This window comes from Thiomonas intermedia (assembly GCF_002028405.1).
GTDB lineage: Bacteria > Pseudomonadota > Gammaproteobacteria > Burkholderiales > Burkholderiaceae_C > Thiomonas > Thiomonas intermedia.
In genome coordinates this window covers 1,084,771-1,105,578 of sequence record NZ_CP020046.1, presented here as the reverse complement: position 1 = coordinate 1,105,578, position 20,808 = coordinate 1,084,771, and the positions used below count along the sequence as shown (strand labels likewise).

Sequence of the window (20,808 nt, the reverse complement as noted above, 5' to 3'; positions counted from 1 at the left end):
GGGTGGATGCTTGCGTGAGGCTCATTGTGCAGTGCCCTGGGTCGATTTCTCGGCGATTTCACGCATCAGCACCTTGCGCAGATGGGCCTCGCTGTCCTGATAGAAGCCGACATGCCGCAGCCAGCGCTGATGCAGCGCCGGCATGCTCCAGCCGTGAAGGTGCGCAAGGGGCGAGGGCACCGCATTGAGCAGGTCGAGCGCCTCCTGCTGATGCCCCGCGCTGGCAAGCTCCACGGCGAAGCGCAACCGTGCGCCCACCGGCAAATCGGGTAATCGCAGCGCCTGCAGATCGAGTGCATAGGCAGCCTGGGCATGCCCGGCGCTCAGCGCGGCCAGGGCTTTGCGGTGCAGAAGATCGCGCTGTACCGCGGTCTGATCGGCATGGGGGTTGGCCAGCGCCGCGGCGATCAGGTCTTGCCCGAAGTCTGCACCCAGCGCGGAGCAGGTACCCAGGCCATCGAGCAATTTGCCGAACTGATATTGGGTGACGTTGTCCGCCAGATCGGCCGTGCGGGCAGCATGCAGCAGCCTGGCGCGCAAACCCGCTGGCGCCTCGCCCAGGGCGCAAGCCACGCCGGCGCGATTGATCAGCAAAATCAGGCTGCGCGGGTGCTGGCGCAGTGCGGCATCGAGCAGGCGGGCGGCCTCGGGCGTGTTGCCGGTGTTGCTCCAGAAATTGGCCAGATAGCCTTGCGCGCGCGGTGAATCCGGGTGCTCACGCGCCCACACCAGAGCCTGCTGGAATGGTTTGCCCCAGACGTCCGCCCGACGTGCCGTCTGCAGCGCCAACAGGGCCAGCAGCGCAACGGCAAACCACACCGCCCAGCGGCGCCGGGGCGGGGTCTGGTCTAGCCCCGATGCCTGGGCTACAAGACCAGGCCTGACCCCATTCAGGCCATTGACCAGCGCGATCGCCAAGGGCAGAAACATCAGCCCCGCGGGCAGGTAGTTGCGATGTTCGAAGGCGAGTTCGAGCTGCAGCCAGGTGCTCTCCATCACCTGCCCCGCCAGATAGAAACCCACGGCCACGCCGGCCGCGGCCACCACGGGGTGCCGCGCCCAGCGCGACATCGCGGCAAAGACGATGAGCGCCAGGATGCCGAACACCGCAAACAGCGTGGACAGCGGTTGCAGCAGCCCGGTCGAGAGCACGATGTCGTCATGGAACAGGCCGCCGTCGTGCGTGCGCGCCAGCCAGATATCGCCCAGATACGTCCAGACGATGCGGCACTCGGTGAGCAGCCGTTGCAGCGGCGTGAAGTCGCGCCCGGCCATTGCCCCCGTCCACAGCCCCGGCAGAAACGTGGCGAGATAGCCCAACACCACTAGCGCGGGCAGCCGCACGAACACCCAGCGCCAGGCGAGAAAAGCGCGCCCGCCTTGCGCCACGGCGGTGTGCTGCCGGTCGAACACCAAGGCCTCCAGCACCCAGGCCAGCAGCGGCAGCAGCGCGCCGTTCTCCTTGGAGAGCACCGCCAGCAGCGTGCCCAGCGCGAGCGACACGCTCATCCACGCGTAGGCCGAGCGCCTGCGCCCCTGCGCCAGCAAGGCGCGGCCATGCGCGTAGCCCCACAGACCCGCAAACACGAACGTGGCGGCAAGCATGGCCATGCGCTGCACCACATACAGCGTGGTGCTCACCCAGAACGGGTCGAGCAGCCACAGCCCTGCGGCCAGCACGCCGGCCCAGGCGGCAGGCCGCCGCGCCAGGCCCAGCGCCCGCGCCAGCGCCGCGCACAGCCCCGCGAGCAGCGCGCCGTTGAGCAGATGAATCGCCACATTGGTGAGCTTGAAAGCCTCGGGCGCCGCCGGCCAGTTGCGGGCGTCGAGCAGAAAGGTCGCCAGGGCCAGCGGCCGCCCCGTCGGCCCGGCAAAGCCCGAGGTGAGAAAGGCCACCGCCTTCCACCAGGTGTCGATCTGTCCGTAGTCGCCCAAGGGGGCGAGGTTGGAGAAGTCGTCGAACAGAAAGGGTCCGGTGCGGCCAGGCCAGTAAGCCAGCCAACCCACGATCAGCAGGGCACCGAGAGCCAGAAGGGGCCGCATCCGGCGTAGATGGGAAGAAGGCATCGATGTCTCTGGAGTGTGCATGCCTACGGCCTCCCCACCCCAGCCCTCCCCACCTGTGGGGAGGGAGCTTCAGACTCCTCCCCTACGGCGTGGGGGAGGTTGGGGGGGGCGGCTTTTGTATCGCGCAGCGCGGGTTTCTCCTCCCCCACGCCGTGGGGGAGGTTGGGAGGGGGAGTGTTTCTGCCCGCCAAGTCGAGTTTGTGCTGCAACTCATGGCCCAGCTTCTCGATTTCCGCGTCGTGAATGCCAAACCGGTTCAGCTCGCGCATGCGCTCAAGCACCTGGCCCGCATCGGCGTACAGCCCGGCGGCCATCTGCATGAGCAGCAGGTTTTTCCAGTAGTCGTACTTGCCGGGGTCGAGCGCCACGGCGCGCAGCATGAGCTGGTAGGCCAGCGGGTTGTCGTGCGCAAGGTTGGCGGCCCAGTTGGCTTGCAGCGTGACCAGATCGGCCCGGCCCGGGTTGCGCTGCACCGCGAAGGCCACCAGTCGGCCGAGTTGCTGCACGTCCTCCGGGGTGTAGTGGCACACGCCATTGTTGCTGCACTGGATCAGGCTGTAGAGCGCGCCCACGTCTTCGGAGCTCATCGGCTGAGTGGCGATGGTGTGGTGCATCTCGGCCCACCACCGAGGTTGAATCGGCAGGCCGTTTTTCGCCGACATGAATACCAGGGCCTGCAAAGGCTGCAGATCGGCGCCGGGCAGCAGGGCGCCCTGTTCCATCTGCCGCATGCCCATCTGGAACTGCGGGCTGTCCACGCCTTGCGCGGTGATGAGCATCATGCGGCCCAGGTCGTAACTGGCGCGCGGCGACTTCGGATGCGTGGTCGCCTCGAAATACGCCAGCCGGTACGGGTTGCCCCAGGTCTGCGCCCGAAGCGTGGTGAAAAGACCGTAGAGCGTGATCAACGCCAACACGGCGCCCACGGTGAGCAGGCGCAGCGTGCCGCGGCGCCCGGCATCGGGCGGGCTCCCCCTCCCGGCCTCCCCCACGGGGTGGGGGAGGTGAGCACGGCGCTTCGCGGCTTGCGGGCTCCAGGTGAACAACAGCGCGAACAGCGCCAGAAACACCCCCCAGTCCGGCAGATAGTTGCGATGCTCGTACACCAGCTCCAGCGGCACGAAGGTAGACAGCAGCGACTGCCCGGCGAACCACCACAGCACACCGAACGCGAACAACGGCAGGCGGCGGCGCAAGGCCAGCGCCGCACCCAGCAGCGCCGCCAGAAACGCCCAGCTTGCCGCCGTCGTCCACGGCGAGAGCCAGCCGGTGGATAGCGCAATGTCGTCGTGATAGAGCGAAAGCGCATCGGGCGAGGGCAGTACGATCCAGCGCAGATAGTCCACCAGCACCCGGCCTTCGGTGAACAGCCTCTCGCTCAAGGTGAACGGACGGGCGGCGTAGGCCGAGCCGTTGAGCGCCCCGGGTAACAGCCACGCCAGGCCCAGCACGCCGGGAATGAGCAGCAGCACCACGAACACCGGAATCAGCGGGTTGAGGCCGGAGGGCGGCGCGGCCGACTCCCCCTCCCGACCTCCCCCACTGCGTAGGGGAGGAGAAGACGGCGTGTCACGGTTTTGGGTATGCCCCTCCCGACCTCCCCCACTGCGTAGGGGAGGAGAAGACGGCGTGTCACGGTTTTGGGTATGTCCCTCCCGACCTTCACCACTGCTGGAGGACGAGCAAGAGACTCCCTCCCCACCTGTGGGGAGGGCAGGGGTGGGGAGGCTTGTCGCCGCCCGCGCCCCGCGCAGCACCACCCACTCCAGCACGAAGGCATAGGCCGGCAGCATCACCCCGGTCTCCTTCGCCAGCGCGGCCAGGGCCGTGCCCAGCGCCAGACTGCCCCAGATCCACGCCAAGGCGCCGCGCCGGCCGGCGATCAGCCGCATGCGGCCATGCCAATACGCCAGCAGCCCCAGCAGCACGAAGGCCGAGGCCAGCGACTCTTCGCGCTGAATCACGTAAAGCACCGCCGTGAGCTGAATCGGGGCCAGTACCCAGGCCGCCGTGGCGAGCAGCGCCAACGCAGGGGCGCCGACCAGCCAGGGGCTCGGCGCCCGGCGCTCCAGCCAGCCCAGCACCCGCGCCGACAGCAACCACACCAGAGCGCCGTTGAACAGATGCAGCAGCACATTCGCCAGCTTTAGCGGCCAGGGGTTCATGCCGGTGAACACCATCTGCGCGGCAAAGGTGAACATCGACAGCGGCCGGTCCAGCGGCCCGGCATGCGCGCTCCAGATGGCGTGCCAGAAATGAGACTGCAGCGCACTTTGCGCAAACGCCGCGTTGTCCACCAGATTGCCGAAATCGTCGAACACATAACCGCCCGACAGCCCCGGCCAATAAACCAGCAAGCCCAGCGCGAGAATGAACAGCAGAAACAGCTTCGAAAAGAGCTTCGGGGTCAGGTCTGGCTTCATCGCATACGCCTTGCCTCGTGGCGGCGCACCCCACGGCCCGCGATCTCCAGAAGCAGTCGGCGGTCCGTGTCATCGACAGAGAGGGCCTCTCGCCGGTCGCCCCGGGCCGTGACGGGATGGAGCGCATGCGGTAATTCGAGAGGCGGAAAATGGAGCATGGTGCGAGTCTAGCTTTGGATAACGGGCCCTGGACCCGACGCTTGGGTCATTCGGCTCATTTTCCACGCGCAACGACTCGATGCGTGACAACGTCCGCACCTTGGTGGTTGCCAGAGCGAGGTCTTCGCACAAAGCGTGCGCGGCGATGAGCAGGTCGTTCGGGCCGATGGGCGTACCGGCTCTTTCCAGCGCCGAAGCGCAGTTCGGCACCCACCACGATCGACGTGCACACCTGCGAATCCCCGACCCGGGCGATGGCCTGGGCAACGATGCCGTCGCGGATGGCGTAGCAAATCCGACAGCACGTTGGTGTCGGGCAAAGAACGCAAAGTCGGCGTCACCGCTTCACATCAGCCAGAGGCTGCAAGCCGGCCTCCCTCGCGGCGCATGACAGCCTCCCGCCCTTTCAACTCGAATTCGCGCGGGATGCGCACGGCCTGCCTGATGGCGTCCATGGCGGAACCCACGCACAGGACGTTCAGCGCAGTTCACGATCAGGCCACCATATCCAAATCAGGCAGGGCCGATGGCATGGAGGCGTCAGGGTATTTGTGAGGCCATGAAAAAACCCGCCTCGCGGCGGGTTTCCGGGTGAAGAAGGGGGGTATGGAACTAGACCTGACCCCATTCACTTTTAGCTACCGTTGCAAGAACTGGGCAGGTATTGAGTAGGAACGGTAGTGCCAGCGGAAGTAGTACCGCAAGTCCAACGAATGGATCCGCCACCGGCTGTTACCGCCGACAAGGACAGAATTTTGCCATCAATTGCGCTATTGGCCTTCTGAGGAGAGGCCTTGCTGAAGGTAATCAGAATTTTGCCTCCTGCAGCATTAACATTAGAAACATAGCTTCCAGTAATGGCATTGGCCGCTGCAAGTCCAGCAGATGCATTTTGCGATGGGAATGTTCCCTTATTGGTGTAATATTCTGCCAGCGCGGTTTTTGCCCCATCAGCCAACGAAAGACCTTCCGAAACCTGCGCCCGAATCGTGTAATTCTGATAAGCCGGAATCGCGATGGCTGCCAAAATACCAATAATCGCCACCACGATCATCAATTCGATCAGGGTGAAGCCTTGCTGCATTTGTTGCTTGATGCTGAGATTGCGTTTCATCTGAAACTCCCGAGAGTGGAAAGTAAGAAAATTAATGAACAAGAACGGTTGGGTAAAAAACGCCGCAGCCCGGAGCGGAGGTGAACCTGGAGATGCTGCCCCGAGCTGCGGTGGACTGACATCACCCCCCGATGGGCAGGGAACATAGAGCACAAGCCGTGCCAGCCCGAAATCCTGCCTTTTCTGTGAACTGGTTCACGAAATCCAGCCCCGCGACTCTTCAGGCCGCTGACAATCTTTGTCGTCATCGCCCGTTTTTGTCAGCCCGGCCTGCGAATTGGCATCGCCCCAAAGCAAGAGGGCGCAGGCTTGAAGCCTGCGCCCTCTTGCGGTGAGAGGAATGGGCCGTGTCAGCGGCAGGATGTGGGTAGATAGTCTGGCGATACGCCGTTGGCGGCGGCATGGGTGGTGCAGTTCCATATCAAGGTGCCGGCCGAACTGGTGGCCGAGAGGTAAAGCACCTTGTTCTGAAGATTGCTGTTGGCGTTTTTGCCGTAGGTCATTTGAATGAGGCCCGAGGTGACGGTGACGCTGCTCACATAATTGCCGCTGATGGACGCCGGCGAAACCAGCCCGGCGGACTGGTTGGAGTTGGGAAAGGCGCCGTGCTGCGCGTAGTAATCCCAGATGGCATTCTTCGCGCCACCCGCCAGGGTGAGCCCCTCGGCCACCTGGGCGCGCATGGTGTAGTTCTGATAGGCCGGAATGGCAATGGCCGCCAGGATGCCGATGATGGCCACCACGATCATCAGCTCGATGAGGGTGAAGCCGCGTTGGAGGGTGGGGCGCATGGTCGGGTCGTGCTTGGAAGGGTTGAGTCCAGGATTTGTAAACAATCGTCATTCTGGCTCTGCAAACCGCAGGCCAGCGGGTTGGGGGGCACGGCGCGGGACAATGTGTGAACTGCTTCACGGTTTGGCGTGCACGGGGTGGTTTCGGTGCGACGGTTTGTGGCGCCCGTGAACCTCTTTTGTCACTCGGCGCGGTTGAGTTGACGGTTTTTCGCGGCCTGTCGTGGGCGCTTCAAGTTGGGGCCGACTGGGGCACAATCGGGCGGTCGGCGCCGCGCGGCTGTTCCGAAGATCGGGCATCGTCCTGACCCAAGGCGCGCCGCACACCAGGGGCTCGGCGATACCTTGCCCCGCTTTGCTGGGAGACAGACCATCATGCCACTCATCGATTCCATCGTGACCGAAGCCGCCGCGCTCACCGCCTTGCGGCGCGATCTGCACGCGCATCCCGAGCTGTGCTTCGAGGAGCTGCGCACCGCCGAGGTGGTGGCAGCGCAGTTGACGGCCTGGGGCGTGGAGGTGCATCGCGGCCTGGGCAAGACCGGGGTGGTGGGGGTGATTCACGGGCGCGACGGCGGGCAGGCGGGCCCAGGGCAGGGCCGCATGATCGGCCTGCGCGCCGACTTCGACGCCCTGCCGGTGACCGAATTCAACACCTTCGCCCACGCCAGCCAGCACCCCGGCAAGATGCACGCCTGCGGCCACGACGGCCACACCGCCATGCTGCTGGCGGCGGCGCAGCATCTGGCCCGCACGCGCGATTTCGAGGGCACGGTGGTCTGCATCTTCCAGCCGGCCGAAGAGGGCGGCGGCGGCGCGCGCGAAATGATCAGGGACGGCCTGTTCGAGCGCTTTCCGGTGCAGGCGGTGTTTGGCATGCACAACTGGCCGGGCATTCCGGCGGGGCACTTCGCGGTGAAGGCCGGGCCGGTGATGGCGTCGAGCAACGAGTTCCGCATCAAACTCACCGGCAAGGGGGCGCACGCGGCCATGCCGCATCTGGGCCTCGACCCGGTGCCCGCCGCCTGCCAGATGGTGCAGGCGTTTCAGACCATCGTCACCCGCAACCGCGCACCTCTTGACCCGGCGGTGATCTCGGTCACCATGATTCATACCGGCGAGGCGACCAATGTGATTCCCGAAGTGGCCGAGATTCAGGGCACGGCGCGCAGCTTCACCACCGAGACGCTCGACCTGATCGAGGCCCGCATGCGCGACATCGCCACCCACACCGCGGCGGCTTTCGGCGTGGCGTGCGAGTTTGCGTTCAAGCGCAACTATCCGCCCACCATCAACCACGCCGCCGAGGCCGAGTTCGCCCGGCGGGTGATGGTGGAGACGGCGGGGCCTGAAGCGGTGCACACGTTCGTGCCGTCGATGGGCGCGGAAGATTTTTCTTTCATGCTGCAGGAAAAGCCCGGGGCCTATCTCATCATCGGCAACGGCGACGGCGACCACCGCGCTCCCGGCCACGGCCTGGGCCCGTGCACCCTGCACAACCCGAACTACGACTTCAACGACGACCTCATCCCACTGGGCGGCAGCTTCTGGGTCAGGCTGGCGCAGGCGTGGTTGGCGCGGGGGTAAGGCGGTTTGCTCCCTCCCCACTGGTGGGGAGGGTTGGGGAGGGGAGTTTCTGAGCACACAGGGGCTCCAGCCTCCCCCTCCCAGCCTCCCCCACGGGGTGGGGGAGGTGAAAACAGCGCGCCGGGGAAGGCGGTTTGCTCCCTCCCCACTGGTGGGGAGGGCTGGGGAGGGGAGTTTCTGAGTGCACAGGGGCTCCAGCCTCCCCCTCCCAGCCTCCCCCACGGGTGGGGGAGGTGAAAACAGCGCGCCGGGTAAGGCGGTTTGACCTTGCATCCCCTCCCGCGGCTTGGCGCGCGCCATCGCGGGAATTTATTCAGCGTCGCGCCTGGGCGCCGAACTGCCGCTGGCCGCGATTTACGCAGACGTGCCAGCGCTGGCCGCGACGGTTTCGGCAGCGGCTTCGGCGGACGAGGCGGAAAAATCGACTTCCGCGTAAAGCTCAGCCAGCGGGAAGACGAAGCTGCGCTCGGATGTGGCGCAGGTGATCTGGGCGTCGAGCCCGGTGGCCTCATGCAGTGTCCAGACTCCGTCCGCACTACGGATGAAGGCCTCGATGTGCGGTTGGCCCTGCGCGACGAAGACCACGGCCTGCAAGCTGGGCAGCATGCGGTAGGCGGAGAATTTATCGCCCCGGTCGTGGCCCTCGGTCGAAGGCGAGAGCACCTCGACGATGAGAAGGGCATCCTGCTGCTGGTTGCTGCGCGCGGCGTCTGCGGCCGAACAGGTGACGAACACGTCGGGGTAGAAACTGGCGTTGGCGGCTTCCACGCGCAGCTTGACGTCGGCCATGTAGACCCTGCAGGGCGTGCCGCGCGTCTGGGCGCGCAGGGCGATGTACATGTTGCCCGTGAGGGTGTTGTGCGCGGTACTGCCGCCGGCCATGGCGAAGACCTCGCCGCCGAGGTATTCGTGACGCTCGGGCTGGGCTTCTTCCCAGACGAGATAGTCGGCGTAGGTGAAACGGGGCTGGGACAGAACGGCGGACATGGCGTTTCTCCAGAGAGCGTTTGAAGTTTACGGCGCTGCCGCCTCGGTCGCGCAGGTCTTGACGATCTGCCCGCCGAGCTGGCCCGACACGCTGCCGAGCGCCTTGATCTGCTGCGGGGTGAGCGCGGGGAGCCGCAGGGTGACGCGGTTCAGCCCGGTGTTGCGTTGCACCACTTTCGCGCCCTGCACGCCTTGCTTCTTCACGATCTGCAACTGCTCCTGCGCCGCGGCCTCGTTGCTGAAGACGCCCAGAGATATGCCCGGCTCATAGCGCGGCCGATCGGTCACGGGCGCGAACACTTTGACCTTGCCTTGCCGGGTGATCTGATCGAGCACGGTGCGCATCGCGTCCTGGCTGGGGAAGGGGCCGAGCAGCACCATCCATTGATCCGGCGTGGGGGTGTTGTGCGCCTTGGCCTTGAGCCCGGCCCTGGCCAGCGCGGCCTGTGCCTGCGCGAGGGCGGCAGACTCCATGGCACCGAACGGCCCGATCTGGCGGCAGACGGTGGGGGCGCCGTCGGCGGCGGCGTCTTGCGGCGCGGGCGCGGAAGGGGGGGGGTCGGGCTCGGCGGGGGCGCTGGCAGGCGCCGAAGACGCGGGCTGCGGCGCGCTGGCGGGCGTGGCCGAGGCGCTGGCCAGCGGCGTGATGTGCACCTGCTCGGGATGGATCTGCAGGGCCAGGCGCTGAGGCTCGCGCTGTGTGACCGGCCCCAGCCCGGCGCCTGCCATCCAGCCTTGTGACCAGGCGAAGAACACGAGGTTGGCGAGCAGGAGGGCGAGGAGCAGGGTGCGCATGGAAAGCCGGGGAAAGGGGTGAGGGCGAAGGCCGTCGTCAGTGAAGCGCCGTCATTTTGCCGTGTCTGTCGCGGAGGGTGGGTCAGACCTTCTCGGAAAGTCGCAAGGACACATCGGCGCTGAGCACGCGGCGCTCGCCCTCGGGGGTGCCCACCCGCAAGGCGCCATCGGGGGCAATGCCCAGGGCCGTGCCGCTGAACAGGGTCTGGCCGCGGTCCTGCACCGACACGCGCTGGCCGTTCCAGGCGTGCAGCGCGTCCCACTGCGCCAGCGTGGCCGCGAGGGGGGCGGCGCCTTCAGGGCGCTCCCGGGCGGGCCCTGGGGGCAAGGAAACTTGGGGCGGCCCCGCGTTGCCTTGAGAGACGCGGGCCGCTTGCTGCAGACCGTCGAGCAATGCGGGAACGAGGACGGCGAGGACCGCGCTGCGTTGCAGGTCGAGCCCGGCGCTGTCCAGCCCCGCGGCCTGGGACTGTCCTGCCGGCGCGCGCAGGTTGAGCCCGAAGCCGATGACGGCCCAGCGCGCCTGCGGGGTGTCGGCCATTTCCACCAGAATGCCGCCTAGCTTGCGCCAACCCCCGGCACCGTCGGCCGCGGGCAGGAGCAGGTCGTTGGGCCACTTCAGGCGCACCTGGCTGGCCCCGAGCGCATGGAGCGCCCGCGCCAGCCACACGCCCACGGCCAGGCTCAGCGGGCCGGGTTCACGCTTGCGCGGATCGGGCCAGGCCAGCGAGCACAGCACGCTGCTCTGGGCGTCGTCGGCCCAGACGCGGCCCTGGCGTCCGCGGCCCGCGGTCTGCTCGCCCGTGGCCAGGAGGGTGGGGCCATCGAGCCGCCCCGCGCGGGCCTCGGCCAGCAGATCGGCATTGGTCGAGCCGGTACGGGCGATCCAACGCACGTCGCAGGCCGGATAGCGGGCCGCGAGCCGCGTACGCAGCGGGGCAAGGGGGTCGGCGGTGGTCAATCTCCCCACCCCAACCCTCCCCACGGGTGGGGAGGGAGTGACCGCGCATTTCTCCTCCCCCAGCTCCTGGGGGAGGTTGGGAGGGGCATGTTTTGTGTTGCGCAGCGCTGTTCTCTCCTCCCCCAGCTCCTGGGGGAGGTTGGGAGGGGCATGTTTTGTGTTGCGCAGCGCTGTTCTCTCCTCCCCCAGCTCCTGGGGGAGGTTGGGAGGGGCATGTTTTGTGTTGCGCAGCGCTGTTCTCTCCTCCCCCAGCTCCTGGGGGAGGTTGGGAGGGGCATGTTTTGTGTTGCGCAGCGCTGTTCTCTCCTCCCCCAGCTCCTGGGGGAGGTTGGGAGGGGGAGTCTGGTCCTTGGGTTCTTCAAGAGCAGCTTGAATGGACATCAATACGCCCTCGACATGGGCCAAGACATCGTTGTTCCAGAAGCGCAAAACCTTGTAGCCCTCTTGCTGGAGAAACGCATCGCGTAGGGCATCGTGGGGAGATTCGTTGTGTTGTCCTCCGTCCAGTTCCACAACCAGCCGCGCTGAGGCGCAGGTGAAGTCGGCGATGTAAGGGCCGATGGGTACCTGACGGCGAAATTTGCTGCCCAATTGCTCATTGCGCACGCGGCTCCAGAGCAGGCGCTCTGCGTCGGTCATGTCGCGCCGCAATCGGCGGGCGCGGAGGGTGAGCGGATGAGTCACGGCGCTCTCCCCACCCCGACCCTCCCCACAGGTGGGGAGGGAGAGAACACACCTCCCCCACCCGTGGGGGAGGCTGGGAGGGGGAGAGGGCAGGCCTCGTCGCTCATCGGCGCTTGCGCGTTTTGGGCGCGAGCAGGGTGCCGCGGCAGTTGGGGGCGCCGCAGCGGCAGGCATAGTCGCGTTTGAGTTTGGCGGTGTAGCGGGCGTCGAGTTCGAGGGCGTAGTCGAAGAACAGTTCTTCGCCGGGGGCGATGTCGCGCAGGGCGTCGATGAACACGCGGCTGCCCACTTGCTGCGCCTCGCAGTTGGGGGCGCAGGCGTGGTTGATCCAGCGCGCGCTATTGCCTTGCACGCCGCCGTCGATCACGGTGGCGTCGCCCAGCGAGAAGTAGAAGGTGTGGTTGGGCTGTGCCGGATCGCGGGGATGGCGCCGCAGCGCCTCGGGCCAGTCGATGCGCTCGCCCTTGTATTCGAGCAGGCGTTGTCCCGCATGGATGGGGCGGCGGGCGAACACGCCGCGTCCATGGATGGGTGAGTTCTGCACCTGCGTGTAGGGGCCGATCGAGGGGGCATTCGGCGGAGCGCTGGCGGAGGCGCTGCGGGAAGGGGCGGTCGGCGTGGTGGTTTGGGCGGAACGGCTTGGGGGCATGGGCGTCAGCGCAGGGGGCGCGTCGTGCGTGGTGGTGGAGAAACTGGGTAAAGTAAAAAAAGGAGAAGCGGGACGGTGGAGGAGACAAACCTGCCGTAACCCTGTTCGTCGTGCATGAAGTTCAGGCATTCTAGGGAGCCGTCATCATGAATCAGCATCGTCGTTGGCAATTGAAAGGGTGGGCTGCCGCGCTGGCCGCGGTGGCGACGCCGACGTGGGCGCAGACGATGGCCGAGCAGGCCAGCGCGCTGGAGAAGAAAGACAAGAAGGCCGTGCCGCTGCCCAAGGAGGGAAGTCGGTTCTCCTTGCCGCCCGCGGTGGAACTGATCGATGGCAAGACGCTGCACACCCACGACTGGGCGGGCAAGGTGATCGTGCTGGAGTACTGGGCCACCTGGTGTCCGTTCTGTGCGCGGCAGATGCCGCACGTCGAGGCGCTGTACAAGAAAGAGCACGGCCGCGGGCTGGAGGTGCTGGCCCTGTCCATCGACAAGAAACCGACCGACATTCCCCCGTATCTCAAGACCAAGAACTACACCTTTCCGGTGGCGTGGCTTTCGCCCGCGCTGGCCAAGGTGCTGCCCAAGCCTGCGGGTCTGCCGGTCACCATCGTCATCGGCCGCGACGGCCGGGTGAAGATGGCCGATTCGGGCGAGCTGTTCGCCGAAGACATTGCGGGCATCGCCAAATATCTTTGATCACACCATTCTTTTATGAGCAATAGCGAAGCTTTCAGCAAAACCCTGGTCATCGCCGAGAAGCCCAGCGTCGCGCAGGACATTGTGCGGGCGCTGACGCCGCAGTCGGGCAAGTTCGACAAGCACGACGACCATTTCGAGAACGCGCAGTATGTCGTGACCTCGGCGGTCGGCCATCTGGTGGAGATCAAGGCGCCCGAGGACTTCGAGGTCAAGCGCGGCAAATGGAGCTTCGCGCATCTGCCGGTGATTCCGCCGCATTTCGATCTCAATCCGATCGAAAAGACCAAGAGCCGCCTCGGCGCGGTGGTCAAGCAGATCAAGCGCAAGGACGTGACGGCCCTGGTCAACGCCTGCGACGCGGGCCGCGAGGGCGAGCTGATCTTCCGTCTGATCCTGCAATACGCCGAAGGCAAGAAGGCCCTGGACAAACCGGTGCAGCGGCTGTGGCTGCAGTCGATGACGCCGCAGGCCATTCGCGATGGTTTCGAGCGCCTGAGGGGCGACACCGACATGCGCCCGCTGGCCGATGCCGCGCGCAGCCGCAGCGAGGCCGACTGGCTGGTGGGCATCAACGGCACGCGGGCGATGACCGCGTTCAACTCCAGGGACGGCGGCTTTTTCCTCACGCCGGTGGGCCGGGTGCAGACGCCCACGCTGTCCATCGTGGTGATCCGCGAGGAGCAGATCCGCAAGCATGTGGCGCGCGATTACTTCGAGGTGCATGCCCAGTTCGCCGCGTCGGCCGGCGGTTATGCGGGCAAGTGGTTCGATCCTGGGTTCAAAAAAGGGGAAGACGGCGACGCCCGTGCCGACCGGTTGTGGGACAGGGCGCGTGCCGAGGCCATCGTGGCCGCGTGCGCGGGGCGGCCCGCGGTGGTGCGCGACGAATCCAAGCCGTCCACCCAGCTCTCGCCGGCCTTGTTCGACCTCACTTCGCTGCAGCGCGAGGCCAACGGCCGTTTCGGTTTTTCCGCCAAGACCACGCTGTCGCTGGCGCAGGCGCTGTACGAAAAGCACAAGGCGCTGACCTATCCACGGACGGACTCGCGCCATCTGCCGGAAGACTATCTCGCCGTGGCGCAGCAGACGGCGCAGGCCTTGAGCGATGCGGGCGGCGGCATTGCGCCGCATGCCCGTCGCGCGCTTGCGGCCGACTACATCCGCCCGAACAAGCGCGTGTTCGACAACACCAAGGTGTCGGATCACTTTGCCATCATCCCCACGACCCAGATGCCTGGGGCGCTGTCGGAGGCCGAGGCCAAGATCTACGACCTGGTGGTGCGGCGCTTTCTGGCGGTGTTCTTTCCGGCGGCGGAGTATCTGGTGACCAGTCGCATCAGCACCGTGGCGCAGCACACGTTCAAGACCGAGGGCAAGATCCTGGTCAAGCCCGGCTGGCTGGAAATCTATGGCAAGGAGGAGCAGGGCGACGACGCCAATCTGCCGCCCGTGGCCGAGGGCGAAGAGGTGACGGCCGAGACGGTGGATCTCAAGGCCCTGAAGACGCGCCCGCCCGCCCGCTACTCCGAAGCCACGCTGCTGGGGGCGATGGAAAACGCGGGCAAGCTGGTGGAGGACGAGGAACTGGCCGAGGCCATGTCGGGCAAGGGCCTGGGCACCCCGGCCACCCGGGCGGCCATCATCGAAGGCTTGCTCGGCGAGGCCTATATGCTGCGCGAGGGCCGCGAGCTGATTCCCACGGCCAAGGCCTTCCAGCTCATGACCTTGCTGCGCGGGCTGCAGGTCGAAGAACTCACCAAGCCCGAGCTCACCGGCGGTTGGGAGCACAAGCTGGCGCAGATGGAGCGCGGGCAGATCACGCGCGAGCAGTTCATGCGCGACATCGCGGGCATGACCGAAACCATCGTGCGCCGCGCCAAGGAGTTCGACCGCGACACCGTGCCCGGCGACTACGCCACCCTGCAGACGCCCTGCCCGAACTGCGGCGGCGTGGTGAAGGAGAACTATCACCGCTTCGCCTGCACGCAGTGCGATTTTTCCATCGGCAAGCATCCGGGCGGCCGCAGTTTCGAACTGGCCGAAGTAGAGCACCTGCTGCGCGACAAGCAGCTGGGGCCGCTCACCGGATTCCGCAGCAAGATGGGTCGGCCCTTCGCGGCTGAACTCAAGCTGGCGCGCGAAGGTGGCCAGGGCCAGTGGAAGCTGGAGTTCGACTTTGGCGACAGCGCGCCCGGCAGCGACGGCGGCGAGGCGCCCGACTTTAGCGCGCAACAGCCGCTGGGCGCCTGTCCCAAGTGCGGCAGCGCGGTGTTTGAAGCGGGCAACGGCTATGTCTGCGAGAAGAGCGTGGGCCCGGCGCCGAGCTGCGACTTCCGCAGCGGCAAGATCATCCTGCAGCAGCCCATCGAGACGGAGCAGATGCGCAAGCTTCTCGAAACCGGGCGCACCGACCTGCTCGACGGCTTCGTCTCGGCGCGGACCAAGCGCAAGTTCAAGGCGTTTCTGGTGAAGCAGGCCGGCGGCAAGATCGGCTTCGAGTTCGAGCCTCGTCCCGCCAAGGCGCCGGCGAAGAAGGCAGCGGCGAAAAAGACGGCCGCCTGACCGGGCGCTGTCACACGTCGTCTGCATCATGCGCGGGTTTCCGGCAAGGACTGCATCCCCACATCAACATGACTGATGCCCACTTTGATTGGCGCTGGTTTGCGCACCGGGGCGGCGGCGACGCCGCGCCCGAAAACACCCTGGCTGCGTTTGAAACCGGCCTGAAGGCGGGATTCCGCGCCTTTGAATGCGATGTCAAGCTGAGCGCCGACGGTGTGCTCTGGCTGTTGCACGACGACACGCTCGACCGCACCACCGACGCGCGCGGCCTGGCGGCGCCCTGGCGCTGGGCGTCGCTGCAGATGGTCGATGCCGGGGGGTGGCACAGCGCGCGCTTCAAGGGCGAACCGCCGCCCTCGCTCGACGAGGTGCTGGATTTCGCCGCGCGCCATGACGCATGGCTGAATCTCGAGATCAAACCCAACCCCGACCAGGATGCGCGTACCGGCGACGCCGTGGCCCGCCGCGTGGCGCAGTGGGTTGCGGATCATCCGCAGGCGCCCCGGCCTTTGCTGTCGTCGTTTTCGCTCGCCGCGCTGCAGGCGGCGCGCACGACGCTGGACGACCTGAATGTCGAGTTGCCCCTGGCCTATCTGGTCGAGGTTTACGAACCGCAGGCGCTGACGCAGGCGCTGGCCCTGCGCGCCGAGGGCCTGCATACCGATTGGCCGCAGGTGACGCCCGAGGTCATCGCCGCGGTGCATGGCAAGGGGCTGAAGCTGCGGGCCTACACCGTGAATGCCGCCGAGGCGGCGAAGTCGCTGCTGGCCGACGGGCTGGACGGCCTGTTCACCGACCGGCTGGATCTGCCCGCGCGTCTGTAGGGTTCGTTAACGCTATTCATGCACCCGCCACAGCGCGGCCAGCAAGGCCAGGCTGTAGGGGCTGGCGACGGCCTCGATGAACCGGCCGAAGTCGAGATGGGCGGTGTCGTCGGCGCGGTCTGAGATGGTGCGGGCCACGGCAAAGGCCACGTCGTAGTCGTGGCAGACCTGGGCTACGGCGGCGCCTTCCATTTCCACCGCAAGCGCCTCGGGCAGGGCCTGGCGCAGGCGATCGCTTTCGGCTTCGGTGGAGATGAAACGATCGCCGCTGACGATCAGGCCCCGGTGCACGCGGGGAGCGTGCAGGCCGAAGGCTTCCCGCGTGGCCGACTCGATCAGCGAGGGCGCCCCAGTGGCGAACAGCGCCTCTGCTGCCAGGTGCAGCCGAGCCGTCAGTGCAGCATCGCTGTCGAACCGGCTGCGCCCGGTGTCGGGCACTTCGTATTGCGGATAGAGAGGGCGGGCGTCGAGGTCGTGCTGCAACAGCGTCTCGGCAATCACGAGGTCACCCACGCGCACCCGCCCGTCCAAGCCGCCCGCAACGCCCGTGAACAGCAGGGCGTCGCAGCCGAATTCGACGATCAGACTGGTGGTCGTGGCGGCCGCCGCGACCTTGCCGATGCCGCACAACACCAGAACCACCTCGCGGCCCCAGAGCGTGCCCAGGGTGTAGTCGCGTTGGCCGCGGCGCACGCAACGAGCGTCCAGCAGCGCGTCGATCAGACCCTTCTGTTCCTGCGCGATGGCACTGACGATGCCGGTGCGTGGGGCGTTCACGGTGGGGCTCCCACAACGCCCGGCAGCGTCTGGGCGCGTGGTGACGGGAGGGTTTGTTCTGTATCAATCGGTAAAGAGTGAGCAAAAGTATTCTGTCGATTCATCACTCTTGTGGAGGAAAGCATCATGGGGTCAGCTTGGCAAGGCTTGTTCGGCACGGATTATGGATTGTTCAGCCTGATCGGCATTTTGTTCATGCTCGGCATGGGCGTCTTCTTCATCTGGTTCTTCACCCGCAAGATCCAGCAAAGTACCGATGAACACGCGCGCGAACTGCGCGCAGGCGGTGGCAAGCCGCCCTCTCCCAACGGCCACGCCTGATACGGCCCGCGCAGCGTCGCCATCGTCGGTGCGCCTCATCGTTCTTCGTCGCCGTCACACGCCAACACGCATCGGGTCAACCCTCGGTTTTCAGGCAGAGGGTTGGCGTATGCTTTTGTCTGTTACAAAAAAGCACGTTTGATTTCACAACACAACATATTCACGGAGACACGCATGCATCGTCGTCAGGCAGTCATGGGTTTGGGTTTGGCCGCAGCCGGCCTGGGGCTGGGTTCGCTCGCGCGGGCGCAGCAGCCCATCGTCATCAAGTTCAGTCATGTGGTGGCGCCCAATACGCCCAAGGGTCAGGCCGCCGAGTACTTCAAGAAGCTGGCCGAGGAACGCACCAAAGGCCGGGTGAAGGTCGAGATCTATCCCAACAGCCAGCTCTACAAAGACAAGGAAGAGATGGAGGCGCTGCAGCTCGGCTCGGTGCAGATGCTGGCGCCTTCGCTGGCCAAGTTCGGGCCTCTGGGCGTCAAGGAATTCGAGCTGTTCGATCTGCCCTACATCTTCGACAACTACGATGAGCTGCACAAGATCACGCAAGGCCCCATCGGAAACGGCCTGCTGAAAAAGCTCGAATCCAAGGGCATTCTCGGTCTGGCCTATTGGGACAACGGCTTCAAGGACATGAGCGCCAACAAGCCGCTGAAGAACCCGGCCGATGCCAAGGGCCTGAAGATGCGCATCCAGTCGAGCAAGATTCTCGACATGGAAATGCGGGCCATCGGCGCCATTCCGCAGGTCTTGGCTTTTTCGGAGGTCTATCAGGCGCTGCAGACCGGGGTGGTCGACGGCACCGAGAATCCGCCTTCCAACTTCTACACCCAAAAATTCTTCGAGGTGCAGAAGGCCATGACGCAGACCCAGCACGGCTATCTGGGTTACGCGGTCATCGTCAACCAGAAGTTCTGGGATGGCCTGCCGGCCGACATCCGCAAGACGCTCGATCAGGCCATGGTCGAGGCCACCGAGTTTGCCAACAGGGTGGCGAAGAAGGACAACGATGACGCCACCGAGGCGGTGCGCAAATCAGGCAAGTGTGAGGTCATCGCGCTCACGCTGGCTGAACGTCTGGCCTGGAAGAAGGCGATGGTGCCGGTCTACAAACAGGCCGAGTCGCGCGTGCCCAAGGCCTTGATGGATGAGGTGTTCAAGGCGACCGGTTTCGACCCCGCCAAGCTCTGAGCGTCCTTTCCGGCAAAAACCGCCCCGCTCGTTCCGGCTGGGGCGGTTGCTCTCTTCTCGCGCGGCTGCGCACACTGCCATGTCTGTCCTTGCCCTGTTCAATCGCCTGCTCGATCGGCTGGAGGAAATGCTGATCGCGTTGCTCATGGCCGTCGCCACGCTGATCATCTTCGTCGCGGTGGTGCACCGCTACCTTGCCGGTCTGGCCATTCCCGGTCTGCAGGACTGGTTGCTGTCCATCAACCTGAGCTGGGCGCAGGAACTGACCATTTTCATGTTCGTGTGGATGGCCAAGTTTGGCGCGGCCTACGGCGTGCGCACCGGCATCCATGTGGGCGTGGATGTGATGGTCAACCGGCTGAGTCCGTCGCGGCGCAAGCCGGTGATTCTGTTCGGTCTGCTTGCCGGGGCGCTGTTCACCGGAGTGATCGCGGCTTTTGGCGCCAACTTCGTCTGGCATCTGAGCCAGACCGACCAGACCACGCCCGACCTGGAATGGCCCGCCTGGATCGTGTATCTGGCCATTCCGCTTGGTTCGTCGTTGATGTGCTACCGATTCTTGCAGGTGGCCTGGCGTTTTCGCCGCGACGGCGAACTGCCGCATCACGACCCGGGCCAGGTCGAAGGGCTGGATGAGCCGCTGTCCAACGATCCTGCGGGCGACGGCCAGCACCCACGCTTTCCCGGGGAGATCGCGCGATGAATGCCACGATCATTTTTGCGCTACTCGTGGCGTTGATGCTCACCGGCATGCCGGTGTCCATAGCGCTCGGGTTGACGGTGTTGACCTTTCTGTTCGCGTTCAGCGACGTGCCGATCCAGGCGGTGGCGCTCAAGCTGTTCACCGGCATCGAGAAGTTCGAGATCATGGCGATTCCGTTCTTCATCCTAGCCGGCAACTTCCTCACCCATGGCGGTGTGGCGCGGCGCATGATTTTGTTCGCCACCAGCATGATCGGCCACTGGCCCGGTGGATTGGCGCTGGCGGGGGTGATGGCCTGCGCGCTGTTTGCCGCGGTGTCGGGGTCGAGTCCGGCGACGGTGGTGGCCATCGGCTCGATTCTGATCCCGGCGATGGTCAAGGCGGGATTTCCGCCTCGCTTCGGCGCCGGGGCGATCACCTCTTCAGGTGCTCTGGGCATTCTCATTCCGCCGTCCATCGTGATGGTGATGTATGCGGTTTCGACCAATTCGTCGATCGGTGCCCTGTTCATGGCGGGGGTGGTGCCGGGGCTGATCCTTGCGGCCATGCTGGGGGCGACGACATGGTGGCGTGCCTGGCGTGGTCGCTATCCGCGTCAGCCCCGCGCGAGCTGGGCGGCGCGTGGGCGTGCGCTGCGCGAGAGTGTGTGGGGGCTGCTGCTCATCGTCATCGTGCTCGGGGGGATCTACACCGGGCTGTTCACGCCGACCGAGGCGGCAGCCATGAGCGCGGTCTACGCCTTCATCATCGCCGTGTTCGTCTACAAAGACCTCAAGCTCAGTGACGTGCCTCGGGTGCTTCTGGCTTCGGCCAATATGAGTGCGATGCTGCTCTACATCATCACCAACGCGGTGCTGTTCTCGTTTCTGATGACCTCCGAGCAGGTTCCGCAGGGCATTGCCCAGTGGCTGCTCGACGCTGGCTTGGGGCCGGTGGTGTTCTTGCTTCTGGTCAATCTGCTGCTGCTGGTGGCCGGGAATGTCATGGAGCCGTCGAGCATCGTGCTGATTCTCGCGCCCATTCTGTTTCCGGTGGCTGTGCACCTGGGTATCGATCCCATCCACTTCGGCATCATCATGGTGGTGAACATGGAAATCGGCATGCTCACGCCGCCGGTGGGACTCAATCTGTATGTCGCCAGCGGCATTGCCAAGATGGGCATCACCGAGCTGACTCTTGCCGTCTGGCCCTGGCTGCTGACCATGCTGGTATTTCTCGGCCTGGTCACCTACATCCCGGCAATCAGCCTGGTGTTTCCTCGCTGGCTGGGTATGGTGCCGTGAGCCTTTTGATCGGGCACTGAGGCGTTTGAACGGATCATGGGCCGCGCCAGGCAACAGCGTCTCCCCCTCCCAACCTCCCCCACTCTGTGGGGGAGGAGTAAATAGCGCTGCGCGCGATCTGCGTATGCCCTCCCAACCTCCCCCACTCTGTGGGGGAGGAGTCAACAGCGCCGCGCGCAATCTGCGTAATCCCCTTCAAGCCCTACCGCAGGCGGGGGAGGCGCCGATT

Annotated in this window: 17 protein-coding genes; 8 read left to right on the top strand and 9 right to left on the bottom strand. The window is 65.7% G+C overall.

The features are described from left to right. Positions 1-21: 21 nt before the first annotated feature. The 4 genes from BVH73_RS05140 to BVH73_RS05120 form a co-directional block, all read right to left on the bottom strand. Positions 22-2,067: a hypothetical protein gene (locus BVH73_RS05140; protein WP_154048424.1), complete on the bottom strand. Its 2,046-nt coding sequence runs from the start codon at positions 2,065-2,067 to the stop codon at positions 22-24. A gap of 23 nt (positions 2,068-2,090) precedes the next feature. Then, complete coding sequence (locus BVH73_RS05135; RefSeq protein WP_079416681.1) at positions 2,091-4,490, bottom strand: tetratricopeptide repeat protein; 2,400 nt, start codon at positions 4,488-4,490, stop codon at positions 2,091-2,093. A 793-nt stretch (positions 4,491-5,283) separates the two neighbouring features. Beyond that, positions 5,284-5,733, bottom strand: coding sequence for a pilin (locus tag BVH73_RS05125; RefSeq protein WP_154048523.1), 450 nt, complete (start codon positions 5,731-5,733; stop codon positions 5,284-5,286). 380 nt (positions 5,734-6,113) lie between these two features. After that, positions 6,114-6,554: a pilin gene (locus tag BVH73_RS05120; protein ID WP_079416679.1), complete on the bottom strand. Its 441-nt coding sequence runs from the start codon at positions 6,552-6,554 to the stop codon at positions 6,114-6,116. Between the two features lie 375 nt (positions 6,555-6,929). Between BVH73_RS05120 and BVH73_RS05115 the strand changes: the two genes are divergently transcribed. Then, positions 6,930-8,141 (top strand): M20 aminoacylase family protein, encoded by a 1,212-nt coding sequence (locus BVH73_RS05115; protein ID WP_079416677.1) that lies wholly within the window; start codon positions 6,930-6,932, stop codon positions 8,139-8,141. A gap of 354 nt (positions 8,142-8,495) precedes the next feature. Here BVH73_RS05115 and BVH73_RS05110 read toward each other — a convergent pair whose 3' ends face one another. The 4 genes from BVH73_RS05110 to BVH73_RS05090 all read right to left on the bottom strand — a co-directional run bounded on the left by BVH73_RS05110 (position 8,496) and on the right by BVH73_RS05090 (position 12,217). After that, positions 8,496-9,128 (bottom strand): Uma2 family endonuclease, encoded by a 633-nt coding sequence (locus tag BVH73_RS05110; RefSeq protein WP_079416675.1) that lies wholly within the window; start codon positions 9,126-9,128, stop codon positions 8,496-8,498. Positions 9,129-9,155: 27 nt separating this feature from the next. Further along, positions 9,156-9,923: an SPOR domain-containing protein gene (locus tag BVH73_RS05105; RefSeq protein WP_079416673.1), complete on the bottom strand. Its 768-nt coding sequence runs from the start codon at positions 9,921-9,923 to the stop codon at positions 9,156-9,158. Positions 9,924-10,005: 82 nt separating this feature from the next. After that, the gene (locus BVH73_RS16040) at positions 10,006-11,568 is read right to left on the bottom strand and encodes a biotin--[acetyl-CoA-carboxylase] ligase (protein WP_245800417.1); all 1,563 of its coding nucleotides are present in this window, start codon (positions 11,566-11,568) and stop codon (positions 10,006-10,008) included. 103 nt (positions 11,569-11,671) lie between these two features. Continuing rightward, positions 11,672-12,217: an SET domain-containing protein gene (locus tag BVH73_RS05090; RefSeq protein ID WP_245800416.1), complete on the bottom strand. Its 546-nt coding sequence runs from the start codon at positions 12,215-12,217 to the stop codon at positions 11,672-11,674. Positions 12,218-12,363: 146 nt separating this feature from the next. Between BVH73_RS05090 and BVH73_RS05085 the strand changes: the two genes are divergently transcribed. The 3 genes from BVH73_RS05085 (at position 12,364) to BVH73_RS05075 (ending at position 16,304) form a co-directional block, all read left to right on the top strand. Further along, entirely contained in the window at positions 12,364-12,915 is a 552-nt protein-coding gene (locus BVH73_RS05085; protein ID WP_079416671.1) for a TlpA disulfide reductase family protein, read from the top strand. A 15-nt stretch (positions 12,916-12,930) separates the two neighbouring features. Further along, positions 12,931-15,480 carry a DNA topoisomerase III gene (locus BVH73_RS05080; RefSeq protein WP_079416669.1) on the top strand — a complete coding sequence of 850 codons (2,550 nt, stop codon included), beginning with the start codon at positions 12,931-12,933 and terminating at the stop codon, positions 15,478-15,480. A 68-nt stretch (positions 15,481-15,548) separates the two neighbouring features. Then, positions 15,549-16,304: a glycerophosphodiester phosphodiesterase family protein gene (locus BVH73_RS05075; protein ID WP_079416667.1), complete on the top strand. Its 756-nt coding sequence runs from the start codon at positions 15,549-15,551 to the stop codon at positions 16,302-16,304. Positions 16,305-16,316: 12 nt separating this feature from the next. Here BVH73_RS05075 and BVH73_RS05070 read toward each other — a convergent pair whose 3' ends face one another. Further along, positions 16,317-17,081, bottom strand: a complete 765-nt coding sequence (locus tag BVH73_RS05070) for a 5'-methylthioadenosine/adenosylhomocysteine nucleosidase (protein ID WP_079416665.1) — start codon at positions 17,079-17,081, stop codon at positions 16,317-16,319. A 126-nt stretch (positions 17,082-17,207) separates the two neighbouring features. On the opposite strand from BVH73_RS05070, the gene BVH73_RS05065 reads away from it, so the two are divergent. From BVH73_RS05065 to BVH73_RS05050, 4 genes are all read left to right on the top strand, one after another. Further along, a complete protein-coding gene (locus tag BVH73_RS05065; protein ID WP_079416663.1) occupies positions 17,208-17,402 on the top strand; it encodes a DUF3149 domain-containing protein in 195 nt (64 codons plus the stop codon). A 174-nt stretch (positions 17,403-17,576) separates the two neighbouring features. Further along, positions 17,577-18,593, top strand: a complete 1,017-nt coding sequence (locus BVH73_RS05060; RefSeq protein ID WP_079416661.1) for a TRAP transporter substrate-binding protein — start codon at positions 17,577-17,579, stop codon at positions 18,591-18,593. 79 nt (positions 18,594-18,672) lie between these two features. Beyond that, positions 18,673-19,296 (top strand): TRAP transporter small permease, encoded by a 624-nt coding sequence (locus tag BVH73_RS05055; protein WP_079416659.1) that lies wholly within the window; start codon positions 18,673-18,675, stop codon positions 19,294-19,296. Next, entirely contained in the window at positions 19,293-20,579 is a 1,287-nt protein-coding gene (locus BVH73_RS05050; protein WP_079416657.1) for a TRAP transporter large permease, read from the top strand. Before BVH73_RS05055 ends, BVH73_RS05050 begins: the two co-directional genes overlap by 4 nt. The last annotated feature ends 229 nt before the right edge of the window (positions 20,580-20,808 follow it).

Excerpts from the sequence above, each read along its gene's own strand:
- BVH73_RS05140 (WP_154048424.1), bottom strand. The coding sequence starts at position 2,067 with ATGCCTTCTTCCCATCTACGCCGGATGCGGCCCCTTCTGGCTCTCGGT.
- BVH73_RS05135 (WP_079416681.1), bottom strand. The coding sequence starts at position 4,490 with ATGAAGCCAGACCTGACCCCGAAGCTCTTTTCGAAGCTGTTTCTGCTG.
- BVH73_RS05125 (WP_154048523.1), bottom strand. The coding sequence starts at position 5,733 with ATGCAGCAAGGCTTCACCCTGATCGAATTGATGATCGTGGTGGCGATT.
- BVH73_RS05120 (WP_079416679.1), bottom strand. The coding sequence starts at position 6,554 with ATGCGCCCCACCCTCCAACGCGGCTTCACCCTCATCGAGCTGATGATC.
- BVH73_RS05115 (WP_079416677.1), top strand. The coding sequence starts at position 6,930 with ATGCCACTCATCGATTCCATCGTGACCGAAGCCGCCGCGCTCACCGCC.
- BVH73_RS05110 (WP_079416675.1), bottom strand. The coding sequence starts at position 9,128 with ATGTCCGCCGTTCTGTCCCAGCCCCGTTTCACCTACGCCGACTATCTC.
- BVH73_RS05105 (WP_079416673.1), bottom strand. The coding sequence starts at position 9,923 with ATGCGCACCCTGCTCCTCGCCCTCCTGCTCGCCAACCTCGTGTTCTTC.
- BVH73_RS05090 (WP_245800416.1), bottom strand. The coding sequence starts at position 12,217 with ATGCCCCCAAGCCGTTCCGCCCAAACCACCACGCCGACCGCCCCTTCC.
- BVH73_RS05085 (WP_079416671.1), top strand. The coding sequence starts at position 12,364 with ATGAATCAGCATCGTCGTTGGCAATTGAAAGGGTGGGCTGCCGCGCTG.
- BVH73_RS05080 (WP_079416669.1), top strand. The coding sequence starts at position 12,931 with ATGAGCAATAGCGAAGCTTTCAGCAAAACCCTGGTCATCGCCGAGAAG.
- BVH73_RS05075 (WP_079416667.1), top strand. The coding sequence starts at position 15,549 with ATGACTGATGCCCACTTTGATTGGCGCTGGTTTGCGCACCGGGGCGGC.
- BVH73_RS05065 (WP_079416663.1), top strand. The coding sequence starts at position 17,208 with ATGGGGTCAGCTTGGCAAGGCTTGTTCGGCACGGATTATGGATTGTTC.
- BVH73_RS05060 (WP_079416661.1), top strand. The coding sequence starts at position 17,577 with ATGCATCGTCGTCAGGCAGTCATGGGTTTGGGTTTGGCCGCAGCCGGC.
- BVH73_RS05055 (WP_079416659.1), top strand. The coding sequence starts at position 18,673 with ATGTCTGTCCTTGCCCTGTTCAATCGCCTGCTCGATCGGCTGGAGGAA.
- BVH73_RS05050 (WP_079416657.1), top strand. The coding sequence starts at position 19,293 with ATGAATGCCACGATCATTTTTGCGCTACTCGTGGCGTTGATGCTCACC.